The organism is Pseudoalteromonas shioyasakiensis (assembly GCF_019134595.1).
In the GTDB taxonomy this organism is placed as follows: Bacteria; Pseudomonadota; Gammaproteobacteria; order Enterobacterales; family Alteromonadaceae; genus Pseudoalteromonas; species Pseudoalteromonas shioyasakiensis_A.
Genome location: NZ_CP077770.1, coordinates 2786643 through 2802874, shown reverse-complemented (window position 1 = coordinate 2802874; position 16232 = coordinate 2786643). Strand labels below are relative to the sequence as shown.

General features: G+C 40.1%; 16 protein-coding genes and 1 tRNA gene. 13 read left to right on the top strand and 4 right to left on the bottom strand.

Going from position 1 to position 16232, the window contains the following annotated elements; all coding sequences use genetic code 11:
* Positions 1–21 precede the first annotated feature (21 nt).
* The 12 genes from galU (at position 22) to KQP93_RS12990 (ending at position 10333) form a co-directional block, all read left to right on the top strand.
* Complete coding sequence (galU, locus tag KQP93_RS13045) at positions 22–903, top strand: UTP--glucose-1-phosphate uridylyltransferase GalU (protein WP_217874756.1); 882 nt, start codon at positions 22–24, stop codon at positions 901–903.
* Positions 904–1251: 348 nt separating this feature from the next.
* Entirely contained in the window at positions 1252–1821 is a 570-nt protein-coding gene (locus tag KQP93_RS13040) for an SPOR domain-containing protein (protein ID WP_217874755.1), read from the top strand.
* 73 nt (positions 1822–1894) lie between these two features.
* The gene (locus tag KQP93_RS13035) at positions 1895–2500 is read left to right on the top strand and encodes an SPOR domain-containing protein (protein WP_217874754.1); all 606 of its coding nucleotides are present in this window, start codon (positions 1895–1897) and stop codon (positions 2498–2500) included.
* A 111-nt stretch (positions 2501–2611) separates the two neighbouring features.
* Positions 2612–3211: a DUF4402 domain-containing protein gene (locus tag KQP93_RS13030; protein ID WP_175082323.1), complete on the top strand. Its 600-nt coding sequence runs from the start codon at positions 2612–2614 to the stop codon at positions 3209–3211.
* Between the two features lie 18 nt (positions 3212–3229).
* Positions 3230–3697 (top strand): DUF4402 domain-containing protein, encoded by a 468-nt coding sequence (locus KQP93_RS13025; protein WP_058586446.1) that lies wholly within the window; start codon positions 3230–3232, stop codon positions 3695–3697.
* A gap of 8 nt (positions 3698–3705) precedes the next feature.
* Entirely contained in the window at positions 3706–4497 is a 792-nt protein-coding gene (locus tag KQP93_RS13020; RefSeq protein WP_175082324.1) for a fimbrial biogenesis chaperone, read from the top strand.
* Between the two features lie 20 nt (positions 4498–4517).
* Entirely contained in the window at positions 4518–7484 is a 2967-nt protein-coding gene (locus tag KQP93_RS13015) for an MSCRAMM family adhesin SdrC (RefSeq protein WP_217874753.1), read from the top strand.
* Positions 7485–7497: 13 nt separating this feature from the next.
* Positions 7498–8100, top strand: a complete 603-nt coding sequence (locus tag KQP93_RS13010) for an SPOR domain-containing protein (protein ID WP_217874752.1) — start codon at positions 7498–7500, stop codon at positions 8098–8100.
* 54 nt (positions 8101–8154) lie between these two features.
* Complete coding sequence (locus KQP93_RS13005; RefSeq protein ID WP_055020737.1) at positions 8155–8748, top strand: FlgO family outer membrane protein; 594 nt, start codon at positions 8155–8157, stop codon at positions 8746–8748.
* A 14-nt stretch (positions 8749–8762) separates the two neighbouring features.
* Positions 8763–9437 carry a FlgO family outer membrane protein gene (locus KQP93_RS13000; RefSeq protein ID WP_058586441.1) on the top strand — a complete coding sequence of 225 codons (675 nt, stop codon included), beginning with the start codon at positions 8763–8765 and terminating at the stop codon, positions 9435–9437.
* 3 nt (positions 9438–9440) lie between these two features.
* A complete protein-coding gene (locus KQP93_RS12995; RefSeq protein ID WP_217874751.1) occupies positions 9441–10106 on the top strand; it encodes a FlgO family outer membrane protein in 666 nt (221 codons plus the stop codon).
* Between the two features lie 152 nt (positions 10107–10258).
* Positions 10259–10333, top strand: a tRNA-Arg gene (locus tag KQP93_RS12990).
* A gap of 25 nt (positions 10334–10358) precedes the next feature.
* Here KQP93_RS12990 and KQP93_RS12985 read toward each other — a convergent pair.
* From KQP93_RS12985 to KQP93_RS12975, 3 genes are all read right to left on the bottom strand, one after another.
* Positions 10359–11423, bottom strand: a complete 1065-nt coding sequence (locus tag KQP93_RS12985) for a zinc-binding dehydrogenase (protein ID WP_217874750.1) — start codon at positions 11421–11423, stop codon at positions 10359–10361.
* A 187-nt stretch (positions 11424–11610) separates the two neighbouring features.
* On the bottom strand, positions 11611–13044 hold the full coding sequence (nhaD, locus tag KQP93_RS12980; protein ID WP_082422933.1) for a sodium:proton antiporter NhaD: 1434 nt from the start codon (positions 13042–13044) through the stop codon (positions 11611–11613).
* Positions 13045–13276: 232 nt separating this feature from the next.
* Positions 13277–14005 carry a glutathione peroxidase gene (locus KQP93_RS12975; RefSeq protein ID WP_062566773.1) on the bottom strand — a complete coding sequence of 243 codons (729 nt, stop codon included), beginning with the start codon at positions 14003–14005 and terminating at the stop codon, positions 13277–13279.
* Positions 14006–14114: 109 nt separating this feature from the next.
* Here KQP93_RS12975 and KQP93_RS12970 point away from each other — a divergent pair, with 109 nt between their 5' ends.
* Positions 14115–15014 (top strand): LysR substrate-binding domain-containing protein, encoded by a 900-nt coding sequence (locus KQP93_RS12970; protein ID WP_217874749.1) that lies wholly within the window; start codon positions 14115–14117, stop codon positions 15012–15014.
* On the opposite strand, the gene KQP93_RS12965 is transcribed toward KQP93_RS12970, so the two are convergent.
* Positions 14997–16187, bottom strand: a complete 1191-nt coding sequence (locus KQP93_RS12965; protein ID WP_217874748.1) for a flagellar assembly protein FlgT — start codon at positions 16185–16187, stop codon at positions 14997–14999. The genes KQP93_RS12970 and KQP93_RS12965 overlap by 18 nt on opposite strands.
* Between the last annotated feature and the right edge of the window lie 45 nt (positions 16188–16232).

The following is a 16232-nucleotide window of genomic DNA, read 5'->3' as shown; positions in this document are numbered from 1 at the left end:
ATAAAATTTAAGGAGAAATCAATGAAAGCTGTGATCCCAGTTGCTGGTCTTGGCACGCGTATGTTACCTGCAACAAAAGCAATTCCTAAAGAAATGCTTCCTATTGTTGACCGCCCGTTGATTCAGTACGTTGTAAATGAAGCAATTTCAGCAGGAATTAAAGAAATTGTTTTAGTAACGCATTCAAGTAAAAACTCAATTGAAAACCACTTTGATACCAGTTTTGAGTTAGAAGCTACGCTTGAAAAACGTGTAAAGCGCCAATTACTTGCAGAAGTACAATCAATTTGCCCGAAAGATGTCACGATTATTCAAGTTCGTCAGGGTGAAGCGAAAGGTCTCGGCCATGCTATTAACTGTGCAGCTCCTATCATTGGTAATGAACCATTTGTAGTTATCTTGCCGGATGTGATCATCGATGATGTAGCAAGCGACCTTAAAAAAGATAACTTAGCTGAAATGATCCAGCGTTTTGAAAGTACGGGTGAAAGCCAGATTATGGTTGAACCTGTGCCACAAAACGAAGTTGATAAGTTTGGTGTAGTAGATTTAGGTGATGTAAAAATTCAACAAGGTGAAAGCGCTGCTATTTTAAACATGGTTGAGAAACCTCCTGTTGATCAAGCACCTTCAAACCTTGCTGTTGTAGGTCGCTACGTATTGAGCAAAAATATTTGGCCATTACTTGCAAAAACCCCAGCTGGTGCTGGTGATGAAATCCAATTAACAGATGCCATTGCTATGCTAATGGAAAAAGAAATTGTTGATGCTTATTCAATGAAAGGTAAAAGCCACGACTGCGGCAGCAAAATTGGTTATTTAAAAGCCATTGTTGAATTTGCACTGCGTCGTGATGAATTCAAAGGTGAGCTAACAGACTTCATTAAGTCGCTGGTTAAATAAGCAATGCAAACCATCTAGTTAAAAATTATGTAAAAAAAGTGCCTATATGGCACTTTTTTATTATTTACATAAACCTTACAATTGCCGATTATTACCCAATAAAGGATTTTTCTGATATACCTTTGTCTTAACTCATTGTTACTATTGAATGTAAATTAATTGTTTCATCTTAAGTTTTTTCAATTCAGAACTAAAATAAAAAATTATAGTCGAAACGTTAATTTGTTAGTGGTTATGTTTTATATCTCAAATTATCTTATTAAGTGTTGATGTACAGGTAAGTACTAACAGTGTGCTCTTCTTTGGATAAGAAGTTGTTTTTTAATGGTACTTTAAAGAATCCTGATTATGAAATGCTACTTAAAGTCTTTACGTTACAGTTTATACCTAGTGGTGTTACTAGCTGTATCTGGCTGTAGTAATAATCCTTGGCATTATTTTCTTGAAAATCAAACTCTAAACTTAGATTTTCCCAACCTTTTTAATAAATCGTTCAATCAGCCAAGTACTTATCATGTGCAAATGCAAGCGAGCCCAGATAGGGTAAGCACAAACTATTCATCAGTTAAAACTGTTAAGCAGACTTCAGATAAAAAATTTAGCTCTGTGCCAGAGTCATCGGCAAAGGCTGAGCTTTCTAATCATAGTTATAGTTTTGCTTTACAGCTTATGTCTGTTGGATCTGAACAAGGCCTGGCTTATTCATTTAAAAAAATGGTTAAGCGTGCTCCAAGCATCTTTCAAGGTAAACCGATACTCAATGTTGAAGTAGCACAAGTAAATGAGCATACTTATTATCGTCTTAAGTTTGGCCGTTATAAGTATTTAAAAAATGCGAAAGCCGATTGTGAAGCTATTAAACGACAAGGCATTGATTGCTGGGTAAGCAACTACACTGACAACCGAATTTATTTTTAGCGTCAAATATTCACTCTAAAGGTGGCATTTTTATTGCTAAGATTTAAGTCTGTTTTTTAGAATTGACGTCACCATGCATTTTTCTATTTTCTCTAAATATCTACTGATAACCATCAGCTTAACTGCTTTGACAGCATGTATGATGAGCCAAGAGCAAACTCAGCCAGCTTATACTGAGCAGCAAGTACAGCAATTTGCTGCCGAGTGGCAAAATCAACAGCCGAGCATTGAGCGCCTTTCAGCTATGGAAAAAGACCTTGCGTTGTTAATCGAAGTGCTATCAGCTAATAGTGATTTAACTGCGCTGCAATCAGAAGAGCCACAAAATGATGTGATTATTCATCAAAGCGAACAAACGCAAGTACTGAAAGCATCATCAACAGACTCACTTGAGGCGATTATTGCAGCAAACAAAGCGGCTGAAGCGGGTGTGCAATTAGGTTTATATTTAACGCCGAAAAAAGTTAGTTATCAGGTCTTAAAGCTCAAACGTGATTATCCTGCTGTTTTAAATGGCCTTGATTTTCGTTTTAAAACACGAGAGCAAAAAGGCGTAACCTTGTATGGGTTAAGGGTTGGTCCATTTGCAAATTATACTCAGGCAACTGCATTTTGTGAGATAGCCAAAAGAATGGGGCAAACCTGTGTGACGGCACCATTTATTGGAGAGATGCTTTAAGCATCTTTCCTCTTAAAAATTAGGTAATTAATCTTAAAGTATTTGTTCTAGAGGTCGATAAAGCTTAAGATACAGAAAAATGGCTTAGCCATTTAATTATAAGGACTTAATATGAAATTACCTCTTTCTTTACTTTCTCTTAGTGTTATTTTCGCCTCATCAACTGCCTTTTCTGCTACTGAAACTTTTCGTGCTGAAGTTACAGTTCAAAACACTGTTGTTTTGACCAAAGATAGTGACCTTAATTTTGGGACTATTCGTGCTGTTGCAGACCCATCTGGAAACGATCGAGCAAGGCTTACAGTTAATGCGACACCAAATGCTAGTCCAATATCAGTAAGTACCAATAATACAGAAAACGCTTTATTTGCTGTCATTGAAGATGGCGAGCCTGCAGCGTTTACTGTGTCTGAAGCTGTTCCAAATGCTATTTTATCGATTACTGAGCCTACTCAGACTCAATTAGAATTTGAAGATGGACAAGATACTGACCGTCCTGACTTTGAAATTGGTAATTGGTTATTCGTTATTACTAGCGGGCCAAACGCAAATGCGAACTACAATTCTGGTACACCTAACTTACAGGTTGCGCAAGACGGTACTGTGTCATTCAATATTGGCGCAAGCTTAGATACATCAGATCGTACTACCACAAAGCCTTATGCTGATGGTGTTTATGCGGGGACTTTTCAAATCGAAGTCGCTTATTAATTATTTTAGGTAATTTTTATGCGCTTTTTGCTTTTAGCCAGTGTGCTATTTTCTGTTTTCTCTTTGCCTCTACAAGCAGCGAGCACAGAGCAACAAGCGCTTGATTTTGGCACTCTTGTTATTTTAGCTAATACAAATACCAGCTCTGTAATTGTCAAAGATGATGGCAGTATCAATACTCAGGGCTCAGTTTATGTACTTGAAAATGGCCACCCTGCAGAATTATTACTTACTGACTTTCCTGCCAGAACCCAACTAACTATGAATCTAGTTGCTCCAGTTGACTTAATACATGATGTAGACGGCAACACGAGTGCTGAGTTTTCTGTGCGCCTTAATGGTTTTCCTAAATATGTGATCACCAATGAGTTTGGTGAGGCGAAAGTATTTATTGGCGGTATTTTAACAACAGATCGTAGCGCTAAAGCATACGCAGATGGTCATTACTCTTCTTCAACTTATTTAGAAATATCAGTCGATTACTAAGGATAGATATGTTCGCAAAACGTCTTTTATGTGGACTCTTTTTTGTTTTATTCAGTCAATACGCAACGGCAAATTTACTTATTTCACCAACTCGAGTTTCATTTGATGAGCGCCAACGTAGCGCAAAAGTCACCGTCATTAATAGCTCAGATGAATATAGAACATATCGCGTGGTATGGAGCGAAAAATTAGCGCTTCCTAGTGGGGGGTATCAAACATTGAGTGAGCCTGTAGCAAGGAGCCTTTCACCAATGACGCGTTTATCCCCAAAGCAAATTCGCTTAGCACCGGGCGAAAGGCAAACGGTTAAAATAGCGATTAGAAAGCCTAAGAATTTGGCTAAAGGGGAGTATCGTTCTCACTTATTGTTTCAAGCATTACCCAATGAAGTGAAAAGCACTAAACCAGGTATTAAAGTGAACATGATAATGAGTTTTAGTATTCCAGTTGTATATCGTGAGCAAGGCGAACAACCGAATGTTAAAATTAGGGACGTTAAGCTGGTTGAAGACTCTATTAATAAAAAACTTAGTCTTGCAGTTAAGTTAACCGAAAGCCAAGGCTTTAGTAGTTATGGGAGGCTCAGTGCGTATGCAACTAATACAGCGGGTAAACAAGAGAAAATCGCTGAAATTGGTAACTTGAGTTTGTACCCTGAAGTCAATGAAACAACAGCTTACCTAGCTCTATTTACCGATAAAAAACTACCGAAGAAAGGGCCTATTGAGATTAAATATGAAGGTGCTGATGAGTATGAAGGTATAGTTTTTGACTCATATTCATTTGCTATTCGACATTAGGGATTAATGCGAAAAAACTTATGAATCGCTTATTTGCGTTAGGGCTTATGCTATTAAGCCCTATTAGCTTTGCTAATTCGACTGTGAGTACAGAGGATGTACTAGCTAGACTCAATGCCATAAAGGCTAAGCTAAATGGCGAGCAGCTTCATGCTCCACAATCAAAGCATACACCTGCTGTCAATCATTCTGCAGACACCTTAGACACCCAGCAGCGAATTGCGACTGGGGAGTTTTTGCTATTTTCAATTTATTTAAATGAAAATTACCTCGGTGAGATTTTTGCCCTTAAGTCTGATCAAGACATATTGTTGGGGCTTTCAGGGCTAGTTGATATCTTACAATTAGCAATCAATGTCGATTTATCAGCCGAGAGAGCAGAAGGTTGGTTCATCAACATTAATAAAACCTTTCAATTAACAGCTCAAAAAGAGCTGATTACAGATAACAAAAAGTGGCAGCTTACTGAGCAACAAATTAGTGTTGACGATGATATTTATATTGAGGCAGCAGTACTTGCAGAGGCTTTAGAATTTAAGCACCGCTCTGACTACGCAAGCTTAGAGCTACATATTGAAACTGAGTCTGTTTATCCGGTTGTCGCCCAAGCGCAGCGTCACAAAAAACAACTGCAAAGCTATAGTACTCAAAAACAAGCAACCTTACCTTGGAAACCAAGCCCATATCAGGCCTTATCTGTCCCTGTGGCTGACTTACAATTGAATTATACTCAAGATAATGATGGCAGTCAGGCTAGTTACTCATTACTTGGCTCGCAAGATTTTGCATATTTAACGATGGAATACTTTTTATCGGGTCGTGAAAGTAATTTATTGAATAACTCAAGGCTAACTTTCTCCAAGCAAGATGTGAATAATCAATTGTTAGGTCCACTTGCTGCAAGTCTTATTGAAGTAGGTGATGTCACAGCTACGCAAGTTGGCAGCCGTTATAACAACCAATACGGTCGCGGGGTTAAAATTTCGAATTATCAACAAGGGCAAGCTATTGATAATAATCGGGTGAATCTAACTGGTGCAGTACAGCCAGGTTGGGATGTTGAATTATATCGTAATGGCATTCTAATTGATCAGCAACTGAGCTTGACTGATGGTCGCTATGTTTTTGCTGATATTGATTTACTGTTTGGTGAAAACAGCTTTGAGTTGATCTTTTATGGCCCACAAGGACAAGTAGAGCGAAAAACTGAGTATTACTACATTGATGGCACGCAGCTTGAGCAAGGGGAAGCTGTTTATGAGCTTTCTGTTTCAGAGCAAGGTGAGCAGTTACTTGGCAGCAGTAACTACAGTGCCAACAAGGGCTGGGTTGCTGCAGGGCGATACCAATATGGTGTGAGTGATAACATTGCCATGTATTCAGGCTTCATGGCGCAAAAACGAGAGCAAGATGAGCTATATCATGTTGCTCTAGGAACGAACCTTAGCTTGTTAGACAGGTTTTTGGTTAATCTGGAATATGAAGAAAACAATCAACAACAAAGAGAATTTGAATTAACAACAAGAACTAAATTGGCTGATCAGTCTTTGCTATTCAGCGCAACGAACCGTACTGATAATCAGAATGGTCGAGATATAACGCTGAAAAGCTATCAGTTTGATATGTCTGGTGAGCTGATGAAAAATGATTTTGGGCGGCTCAATTATCAGAATAACTTTCTGATTCAACACGCACAAAGTGGTGATTTAAAGCAAATTTATAATCGTTTAAATTACAACTATGCAAACGTCTCTATAAATAATTTATTGCAGTGGCAAGACTTAAGTGTTGGGCAAGAAAGTGTTGATGGTACGACGCGTTTACAAACACGCCTAGGTAGAGTGTATAGTCGATTTGGGGTTAATTATCGACTCTCTCCGGTTAGTGAAATAGTGAGTTATGAAGCTGAGTTTAGCAGAAGTTTAGGCCCAAGCTTACAAACAGAACTAACTTTAAGGGATTCTCTAGATTACGATGTTCAGTCTGCCGAATTAGGATTAACGTGGCAAAATGACAGGATTAACTTAAGCAGTAATGTCAATTACGACAGCAATGAGCAATGGCAAATTCGCTTAAATAGTCGATTTAGTTTTGGTTTTGATAGTCAATATAATCAGCCATTTATGAGTAATCGAACATTGACCAATACTGGTAGCTTGATGGTTAATGTGTTTTTAGATGAAAATGATAATGGCCTTAAAGACTACAATGAAAAAGGCTTGGCGGGTGTTAAAGTAAAAGGCTTACAAAATTATCGCCAAGCTATTACCGATGAACAAGGTATTGCGATTCTTTCAGCTATGCCAGCTAATCGCACAACAGATATAGTGCTCGATCGTGACAGTTTTTCTGACCCTTTTATGATCCCCGCCCACGATGGTTTCTCCATAACACCACGAGCAGGTTTTGTTGAGTACATGGATTACCCAGTAAATAATGCCAGCGAAATAGAAGGTACTGTTTATCAGCAAACAGAGCAAGGCTCTAATGTTCAACCTTATGCCCAAATTACTTTAGTGGATGAACAAGGTAATGATGTAGCTACTACGCAAGCGGCTTATGATGGCTATTACTTGTTTACTGATATTAAACCCGGTAAGTATAAAGCGGTTGTTGATAAGCAATACCAAGAGCAAAAATCACTGACCAGTGCTCAAACACACAAAATACAATTATCGCCTAAAGGTGATGTGCTGGTGGGGGTTGATATTACTTTGCGACCACTCGAAAAGCGCCAAGGATATATAGCGAGTATTGGTAAGTTTAATTCACTGAAAATTTTAAAAGTGTATTACTCATTGGTGAAACAGCGTTTGTTACAGCAAGGGTTACATAACGCTTTTTATATACACGATAAAGCAAATGCACACTACACGCTTGCGATAGGCTTTGACCCACAGTCTGCAAACGAGCTTGAGCAGCAATGTGTGCAGCTAATATCACAAGCAATTAAATGCCATGTAACAGAACAGCATGTTCAACACTAGCAAGGAGCAAATTATGGTTTTTACTACTTTTCAAAATCTGAAGAAAGTACGGTTAGTCTTACTGGTTACTCCTATCATTGGTTGCCAAAGCATGTCAGAGCCACAAGTGAGTGAAGAAAACTTAGTAAAAATTAGCCAGCAAGAGCTTATAGAGCTGAGGCAGTCGCATCAGCAATTCCAAGCGATGAAGCCAGAGCTTGAACGCTTGCTGACAATAGAAAGTGAGTTAACCTTACTCACTGAACAACTTACTTTGCTAAATGCGCAGCAAACTGAGCCTGAAAAGACTAAACAGTCATCCGTAACCGCACCTCAGTTTATAGCTGAGCCTACAGCCAAATTTGCACTACAACTTGCTTCCGTAACAGAATTACCTCGACTAACAGCTCGCCTTGCTGAAATTAAAAAACAAGCGCCGGCGCTATTTAATGGCCAGTTTATTGCTAATGTAGAGTCAGTAACAGTGAACGGCAGCACTTTTCATCGTTTGAAAATTGGTGCATATCAACAAAAACAGCAAGCAGCTAATGATTGTAAAAAGTTAGCATCAGTCGGGGTGGCATGCTTGGTATCACATTATGTACAGAATCCGCTTGATTTATCTCATCAACAATAATACTTAGGCATAATTATTGCTTCGTACTTACTAAGTTTAGTGAGGATGGCAATTATGCGTCTGTTATTTTATTCCGTTTTTTTAGTGTTGGTGGGTTGTAGCTTAACTGAAGAGCCACAAAAAACGCCCCCTAGAGAAACCCCAAAATCGCCGATGGCACCTTATACGGTGCATCAATACGTTGCTGATTTAAGTAGTCAGCTGAGCCGTATTCAAGGCCCTTACAAAGGCAATGCACGTATTGCTGTGACCAGTTTTTATATGGCTGATGGCTTAGGTACTGATTTAGCAGAAGATCAGGGCAGTGGCTTGAGTCAGCAAATTCAAGAAAGTTTATTAACGCAATTTACTCAGCTTGGTTTTCATACCATTGAGTATCGATTAGAAAATACTTTAAATTTGCAGCAATCGGCCGATAGTGTACTTAGTCGTGATGTAAATACCTTACGTCAACGTCAGAATATTGACTTTGTTATTACCGGCACACTGACGCGGCAACAACATGCCTACATAGTAAATGCCCGATTAGTGAATACCAAAGATCTGCGAATTGTGTCAGCAGCAAGCACTGAGATCCCTATCAATGTAATGTGGGGCGCTGAAAAAGTTCAGCAACGTGATGGCCAGTTGTATCGAAGCGAATATTAAGAGGAACTCATTTAATGAAACGTTTAATTTTAACTTTATGTTTGCCTTTTGGCTTTGGTTGCTCATCAATGTTAACTGGTGATGTAACACAACACGATAATGATCCTCAGTTAGCTGCGCAAAGAGAAGTCGCCGCGCCACATAGTAACGACAGTGTGTTTCAAACCAATCAGGCGGTGATGAATAACAGCACCTTTACAGCAGCACCAACGCGTAAAAATATTAATCACTATGTGCGTGGCATCATGCAGGATCTTGTTGAAAACTTGCAATATGTTAGCGATAGCACGCCGGTTGCTGTTTCAAGCTTTATATACCTTGATGCAGATTACAACTCAACGAATTTGCTAGGTAATCAAATTGCCGAAAGTTTCATTCATGAGCTTCACGCATTTGGTGTACCTGTCATTGATTTTAAAACCACTGATTATATGCGTGTCACGCCAACTGGTGACTATGTTTTCAGTCGTGATTATTTAGAGCTAAGCCAAGATCAAAACTTCAATTATGTATTGGCAGGTACTTTGGTTAATCATCAAAGTGGTGTGCTCGTTAATGCCCGAATTGTTGGTTTAGCAAGCAAAGCTGTTGTAGGGTCAGCGCAAGGTTTTATCCCGCAATCAGTGGTTGATGCCCTTGATAGTACCAACCGCAGTGATGGTATTACACTAAAACAAGCAAGTGAGTAAGCTATGAAAGGTTTTATTTTAGCATCGTTAACGCTCGCACTATCTGGCTGCCAATTGCTGCCAGAGCAATCAGCAGAGCCGCAAAATACAGCTCAAAATGTACCTGCATCAGCAAATACTCAAGTCGATTACGTTGCTATGCTACAAGCGCTTGAACAAAATGATATGCAGCAGGATAACGCTAACCATCGTTTATTTGTGCCTTATCAACATCATAAAACCGTTGTTAATTATGTCGAGCAAATGGCCCTTGAGTTAGTGGATACCATGCAACAAGAAAGCGAGTTAGGAATAGCCATAACTAGCTTTGTTGATTTAGATGCGAGCCTAAAAAATAGCTCTCAACTTGGTAATCAACTCTCTGAAACAATGATGCACCAGCTGCAAAAATTTGGCTTTGGCGTTGTTGATTTTAAAGCGATGGATATCATTAGTGTGACCTCTCGTGGTGATTTTGTGATGTCGCGAGATGTAGAAGAGTTAGCCGAGCGTCGCATCGCGAGCCATGTACTTACAGGCACGCTGATATACCGCCCAAATGGTGTTGAAGTGAATGCTCGAGTAATTAACTTAAACTCAAAGCTGGTTATTGCCAGCGCACAAAAAGTGATCCCTTATTTTGTGCTAAAAAATGAGTCAATCAAATCAGCAACTGCTCGCGTTAACTAGCCTCATTATTTTGCCAATCGACTTACTAACAAGTCGATTGGTTTATTCTCTTGATTACCAAAGCCTTAGACCGTTATAATTTTCTGTAAGCTGTAAGCTGTAAGCTGTAAGCTGTAAGCTGTAAGCTGTAAGCTTTACCTCAGCTTTTGAGTGGCCTCTTAGTTAAATGGATATAACGGCCCCCTCCTAAGGGGCAGTTACAGGTTCGATTCCTGTAGGGGCTACCAAGTTTCTTCAGCAGCCCCAATTAAATTAACCCGTTACTTTTTCAAGCTCGCCTGTGCGCCATGGTTCAATGATGATTTTGATATGGTCGTTTGGTTTAAATAAGGTATCAAACGCACCTTGTACGCCGTCTATGCCGACTTTACCTGTGCGCATTTTTTGCCATGCAATTTTGCCTGACGCGATGTTCTCAAGTGATTGCGCAAACTCTTCTGGCTGGTAGTAATAAGAGAAAATAAGGTCTAACTCTTTCACTGTGGCATAGGCAAAGTTAACGTTTAGCGGCGCGGTATGTACACCCGTTACAATGATTTTTGCTTTTGCTGGCGCACGTAAAATGTAGTCGTTCAATAAGCGGCTTACACCGGCACATTCAAAAATAACGACCTTGTTGTTACCCGCAAGTGCTGCGGCTTTAGCAACTTCATCATCTGCCATAGGGTTAACATATTCTGTAGCGCCAAATTCAAGGGCAATTTGTTTTTTGCTCTCTTGTGGATCAGAGGCAACGATGTGTTTTACGCCTTGAAGCTTTAACGCGGCAATCGCTGCAAGGCCAATTGGGCCACAGCCAACCACAATAGCTACGTCATCATTATTCATTTGTGCGCGGTTCACTGCGTGCAGGCCAACAGCAAGTGGTTCTGTAATGGCTGCCGCTTCTGATGGAACAGCATCAGGAATAGGTAATAGCAAGGCTTCATCAACAATAAAGTATTCAGAATAGGCACCATATAGCCCTGGGGTTACACCTACGCCAGCGCCGCCAGCAGAAAGTAAAATTGGCACTGAGGTTACACGGGTGCCTTTAGCTAATTCGCCTTTAGTATTTGGACCGTAGCTAACAATTTCTGCCGCGTACTCATGGCCTAATAATATTTCTTGGTCATCGCCTGCATCTTTAGCCATGATGCCAAGGTTTTTATAGATATCGAATACATCGCTGGTGTGGCGGGTTATATGAATATCAGAACCGCAAATGCCGCAAGCTAGGCTTTTTACCAGTACTTGGCCGGGTCCAGGTGTAGGGATATCAATTTGTTTTACATGCAGCTTGCCATTTTGCATGGCAACAGAATTCATTTGGCTCATATGTGTGTCCTCAATTCACCTTATTTGTGAATTATTAGACTAAAGTAAAGCGCCTGCCTTAATCTTGACTTTTTACGACAAAAATACAGCTTTTTACGACACTGCTGTTTATAAAATGCTCATTTTGGAGTGTTTAAAGTTAAAACCCTAAAAACGATTAGGGTTTTAACTTTGACATTACATAGGTTTAGCCAAAGTAGGCAGTATTGAGGTATAAATGAGTTAATACTCCAGCAAAGTAACCTAGTAAAATGACTGGCGACCATTTTAAGTGGCTATTAAAGGTGTATATTCCTCGCGCTTGACCCATTAGTGCAACTCCTGCCGCAGAGCCAATTGATAACAGGCTGCCACCAATTCCTGCTGTTAGCGTAATAAGCAGCCATTGACCGTGCGACATATCAGGCATCATTTGTAATACTGCAAACATCACTGGAATGTTATCGACTACCGCTGACATTAAACCAAGAATAATGTTCGCACCGGTAGCAGACCAGTTGTTATAAAGTAAGTCAGAAAGCAGCGCTAAGTAGCCGATAAACCCTAAGCCGCCAACACAAATAACGATGCCATAGAAGAACAAGAGCGTGTCCCACTCGGCTCTCGATACACGGCTAAATACATCAAAAGGAACAACATTACCTAAGCGAGATAAGCGCTCTTTGTCGCCTTCACGCTCTGCCATGGCGCGTTTTCTGGCAAGAGAGCCGGGGAGTGTCACGCGTAAGAAGTAACCAAAAAACTGTAAATAGCCAAGACCCATCATCATGCCCACAACCGGTGGTAAACCAAAGGCGGTTTTTAGCACCACCGCGGTGAGTATTGTCAGTAAGAATAAGCACAATATGCGAAGCGCACCGCGTTTAAGTTCAATATCTTCATCGGCCGTATCCGGGTGACGGTTATTGATAAATAAAGACATAACAAATGCAGGAATAATATAGCTGACTAAAGCTGGTAGGAATAAAACAAAAAACTCGGTAAAGGCAACAACATCGGCTTGCCAAACCATCAGTGTCGTGATGTCACCAAATGGGCTGAATGCGCCACCGGCATTTGCGGCTATTACAATATTTACGCACGACATAGCAATGAAGCGGTTATCATTTGCTGCTACCTTCATTACCACTGCACATAAAAGTAGGGCGGTAGTTAAGTTATCGGCTACAGGTGAAATACAAAATGCCAGTACACCGCTTATCCAAAATAATTGTTTGTAGCTAAAGCCCCTTGCAACCAGCCAGCTTCTTAGGCCATCAAATAAACGACGTTCTTCTAGGGCATTGATGTAGGTCATCGCAACGAGCAAAAATAGCATTAACTCCGAAAACTCTAACAAGGCGTGACGAAATGCGTCGGTGCTAAGATCAGATAAGTTTTGTGCACTGTACTGCCAAGCAATAAGGGTCCAAATAATCCCGGCTGCAACCAATACGGGTTTTGATTTGCGTAAGTGAATTTTTTCTTCGAGTATGACGAGCACATAAGCAAAGATAAAAATAACAAGGCAGATAATGCCAACAGGATGGGTGAGTAAATCGATAGTACCAGTTGACGCAGCATGAGCTTGGCCACCGAAACATAGCAAGGAAAGGAGCAATCCTTGTGTTAGTTTTTTCATTGTATATTCCAATTAAATCATCTTAATTTCGTTACGGTTTAAGTAAATGTAGCTGCAGACATTTTAGATTCATTCTTTGCTTTATGTAACAAATTGGTAACTAAGATGTTGGTATTTTGAATATAAATACGGGTGATGGCGAGAGCAGACCAGTTGTATAATTTATAATTTAATCAATGTGTTGTGGTTTTAAAATAATAAAGGGCTGCAATTAGCAGCCCCAACTTGAAAATTATGCAAAGTGTTTTTCTAAATCGTCAGAGCCACCAATGTGCTCACCGCCTATAAATACTTGCGGCACTGTCTCACGACCAGAAATTGCTTTTAAACTAGTTAATGAAGCGTGTTGACCTAATACAATTTCTTCGTACACATAACCTTTGGCCTCTAGTAACGCTTTAGCTTTTGTACAGAACGGGCAATTAGGCTTAGTAATAATGCTCACAGATTCTGGTTTTACCTGTGCTGGGTTAATGTATTCGAGCATGGTATCTGCATCAGACACTTCAAACGGGTCGCCAGGCTTTTGTGGCTCGATAAACATTTTTTCGATAACGCCGTCTTTAACTAGCATAGAATAACGCCAGCTACGCTTACCAAAACCTAAGTCGTTTTTATCGACTAGCATACCCATGCCGTCGGTAAATTCGCCGTTGCCGTCTGGCAATAAAGTGATATTTTGCGCTTCTTGGTTTTGTGCCCATGCATTCATTACGAAGGTATCGTTTACAGAAATACAGACAATGTCATCAACACCGTTTTGTTTAAATACAGCCGCAAGCTCGTTATAACGTGGCAAGTGAGTTGATGAACATGTTGGTGTAAATGCACCTGGTAATGCAAATAGCACAACTGTTTTACCTTTAAAAATTTCGTCAGTGGTCATTGATTTCCACTGCTCGTCTACACGTGTTGCGAATGTAACGTTTGGTACTTTTTGGCCTTCGATATTGTTTAACATTGTTTTGATTCCTCTTGATTTGTTGAGTGCCATTATGCGATTTAATTTATGATAGCTCCAATCGTTTGTTTGTATTAGTATGATAGGTAAAAGCTATTGGTGGTTTAATATGAATTTAAAAGACTTTGAATACGTAAAAGCGGTTGCACAATACAAGCACTTCAGAAAAGCAGCTGATGCTTGCTATGTCAGCCAGCCGACATTAAGCGGGCAAGTTAAAAAGCTTGAACAAGAGCTGGGGGTTGTTATTTTTGACCGTTCAACAAAGCAGGTCACGTTGACTGTGCAAGGTGAACAACTTCTTAAGCAGATCACACTGATCCTAGATCAAACCCAAGTGCTTAAAGAAATAGCCGCCAGCTCACATGACCCACTAAAGGGTAAAATCAATGTAGGTATTATTCCTACCATTGCACCTTATTTACTGCCAACACTCTTAACTTCTATGAAGCAGGCCTTTAGTGAAACCCAGTTTTCATTTATAGAAATGCAAACAGCGCAAACGCTGGTGGCTCTTGATAATGGTGAGATTGATATTGCAATTGTTGCTGATGTGGCTGATTTAGCGCCTTATCATGTGTCACCGCTTTATAAAGAAGACTTCTTAGTTGCAGTTTCTGAGCAACACGCTTTAGCAAAACATATCGAAGTTGCCTTAGCTCAATTACATGAATGTGACTTATTAATGTTAAACGAAGGGCATTGCTTTAAGGAGCAAGCAGAGCAATTTTGTTTTTCAGCTGGGGTTGAAGTCTCGAACCAATATAAAGGTAACAGTATAGAAACCTTACTTGCGCTGGTGGCAATGGATGATGGGGTAACCTTTGTTCCTAAGCTTGCATGTACACCACGTGAAGGAGTGAAGTACTTAGCTATAACACCTAATCAGCAACGCCAAGTTGTCATTGCAACTCGTAAACACTACCCACATATAGCTGGTGTTGAGCAATTAGCTAGTTGGCTAAATGCTCATGAAGGCCTACAAGCTCATTTACTCGCTAGCAGCTAATTCAACAATATCGTTAATTTGAATGTTAGGTAGTGGTTGCTTATCTATACTCATGGCAACCGCTGATTGCTGATAAAGCTGAGTCACTTTTACCTGATTAAGTGTAGTGATTTTGTGCGGGAGCTTATTACCCTGTGCATCCGTTAGGTAATTATGATGGGCAATATTTAAAATTTGCCCTTGCTCAAGCCCATGCGCCTTACCCAAGTTGATGATTAGCCTGCCGTTTTCGATATGCAGTATTTTACCTTGCGTGGGTAAGCAGGCCATAGCTGCTTGTAAGTCATAGGTTAGGGTTTGGTTTATATCGCTAATAGCTTGGCCATAGTCAGTTGCCCAAAATCGGTCGCTATATACATCGATGATCTCAGTCTTTTTATACGGCCAAATACCTTCTGTTTGGTAGCTTTTTTGCCAGAGCTTTTCGTAAGTGGTGCCATCAAATAAGACGTAATCTACTTTGTATGCACGCTTGAAACTATCATCTTGCCAGAATGCATAATCGTTGTTGATCTTATGGTTAACCGATAAATCACGAATACGGCTCAGTAATACATATTGCGAGTTACTGCGGCTAGTGATCTCTTCAAGTAGCGCATTACTGTAATCGTATTGCTGAGTGAAAAAATGATCTACTCGCAAAGGCATATTGTAATAGGCTGTCGGTTTAGCTGCCATTTGCGTATTACTTAAGCTGGCATATAAGTGTTCACTAATGGCTTTGTTTACGTCAAAAATTTGGCCCATACGCGCTTGCTCGCGATTGGCGAGTTGGCTTTGTGTCACGGCAATAAATTTGGTGTATTGGTTTGCAGGGCATTCTTCTGCTTGAGCAAAAATATCGAGGCGAAGCGTGATGGCATAGGTGTCGTTATGGCGGTCTTCGCTGATCAATTCTATTTTCTGGATTTCACCATGGCTGCTTATTTTCAGCTGATCTTGCGTCAAAACCCCGTCAACTAGTGTCTGTACAGAGCTTACTCGAGCGCCAGAAAACACTAAAGCCTGAGTTATGGCGTCTTTAATGGCGGCAGATTTGGCTTGGCTCGTATCGCCATTTTTTACAACTGCATGGCCTGTAGATTCAAACCACTGAGCTAAGCTATTGTTAGAAAACAAAATTGTAAAGGCTAAGCCAAGGCCTTTTAAGCTGGCTTTTGTTTTATTTTTCATGCTGACACCTAGCATTAAAACCAATGAATAACCTAAATGAGCAAG

Bases quoted from the DNA above. Each gene is read 5' to 3' on its own strand.
- galU (WP_217874756.1), top strand. From the start codon at position 22: ATGAAAGCTGTGATCCCAGTTGCTGGTCTTGGCACGCGTATGTTACCT.
- KQP93_RS13040 (WP_217874755.1), top strand. From the start codon at position 1,252: ATGAAATGCTACTTAAAGTCTTTACGTTACAGTTTATACCTAGTGGTG.
- KQP93_RS13035 (WP_217874754.1), top strand. From the start codon at position 1,895: ATGCATTTTTCTATTTTCTCTAAATATCTACTGATAACCATCAGCTTA.
- KQP93_RS13030 (WP_175082323.1), top strand. From the start codon at position 2,612: ATGAAATTACCTCTTTCTTTACTTTCTCTTAGTGTTATTTTCGCCTCA.
- KQP93_RS13025 (WP_058586446.1), top strand. From the start codon at position 3,230: ATGCGCTTTTTGCTTTTAGCCAGTGTGCTATTTTCTGTTTTCTCTTTG.
- KQP93_RS13020 (WP_175082324.1), top strand. From the start codon at position 3,706: ATGTTCGCAAAACGTCTTTTATGTGGACTCTTTTTTGTTTTATTCAGT.
- KQP93_RS13015 (WP_217874753.1), top strand. From the start codon at position 4,518: ATGAATCGCTTATTTGCGTTAGGGCTTATGCTATTAAGCCCTATTAGC.
- KQP93_RS13010 (WP_217874752.1), top strand. From the start codon at position 7,498: ATGGTTTTTACTACTTTTCAAAATCTGAAGAAAGTACGGTTAGTCTTA.
- KQP93_RS13005 (WP_055020737.1), top strand. From the start codon at position 8,155: ATGCGTCTGTTATTTTATTCCGTTTTTTTAGTGTTGGTGGGTTGTAGC.
- KQP93_RS13000 (WP_058586441.1), top strand. From the start codon at position 8,763: ATGAAACGTTTAATTTTAACTTTATGTTTGCCTTTTGGCTTTGGTTGC.
- KQP93_RS12995 (WP_217874751.1), top strand. From the start codon at position 9,441: ATGAAAGGTTTTATTTTAGCATCGTTAACGCTCGCACTATCTGGCTGC.
- KQP93_RS12985 (WP_217874750.1), bottom strand. From the start codon at position 11,423: ATGAGCCAAATGAATTCTGTTGCCATGCAAAATGGCAAGCTGCATGTA.
- nhaD (WP_082422933.1), bottom strand. From the start codon at position 13,044: ATGAAAAAACTAACACAAGGATTGCTCCTTTCCTTGCTATGTTTCGGT.
- KQP93_RS12975 (WP_062566773.1), bottom strand. From the start codon at position 14,005: ATGTTAAACAATATCGAAGGCCAAAAAGTACCAAACGTTACATTCGCA.
- KQP93_RS12970 (WP_217874749.1), top strand. From the start codon at position 14,115: ATGAATTTAAAAGACTTTGAATACGTAAAAGCGGTTGCACAATACAAG.
- KQP93_RS12965 (WP_217874748.1), bottom strand. From the start codon at position 16,187: ATGAAAAATAAAACAAAAGCCAGCTTAAAAGGCCTTGGCTTAGCCTTT.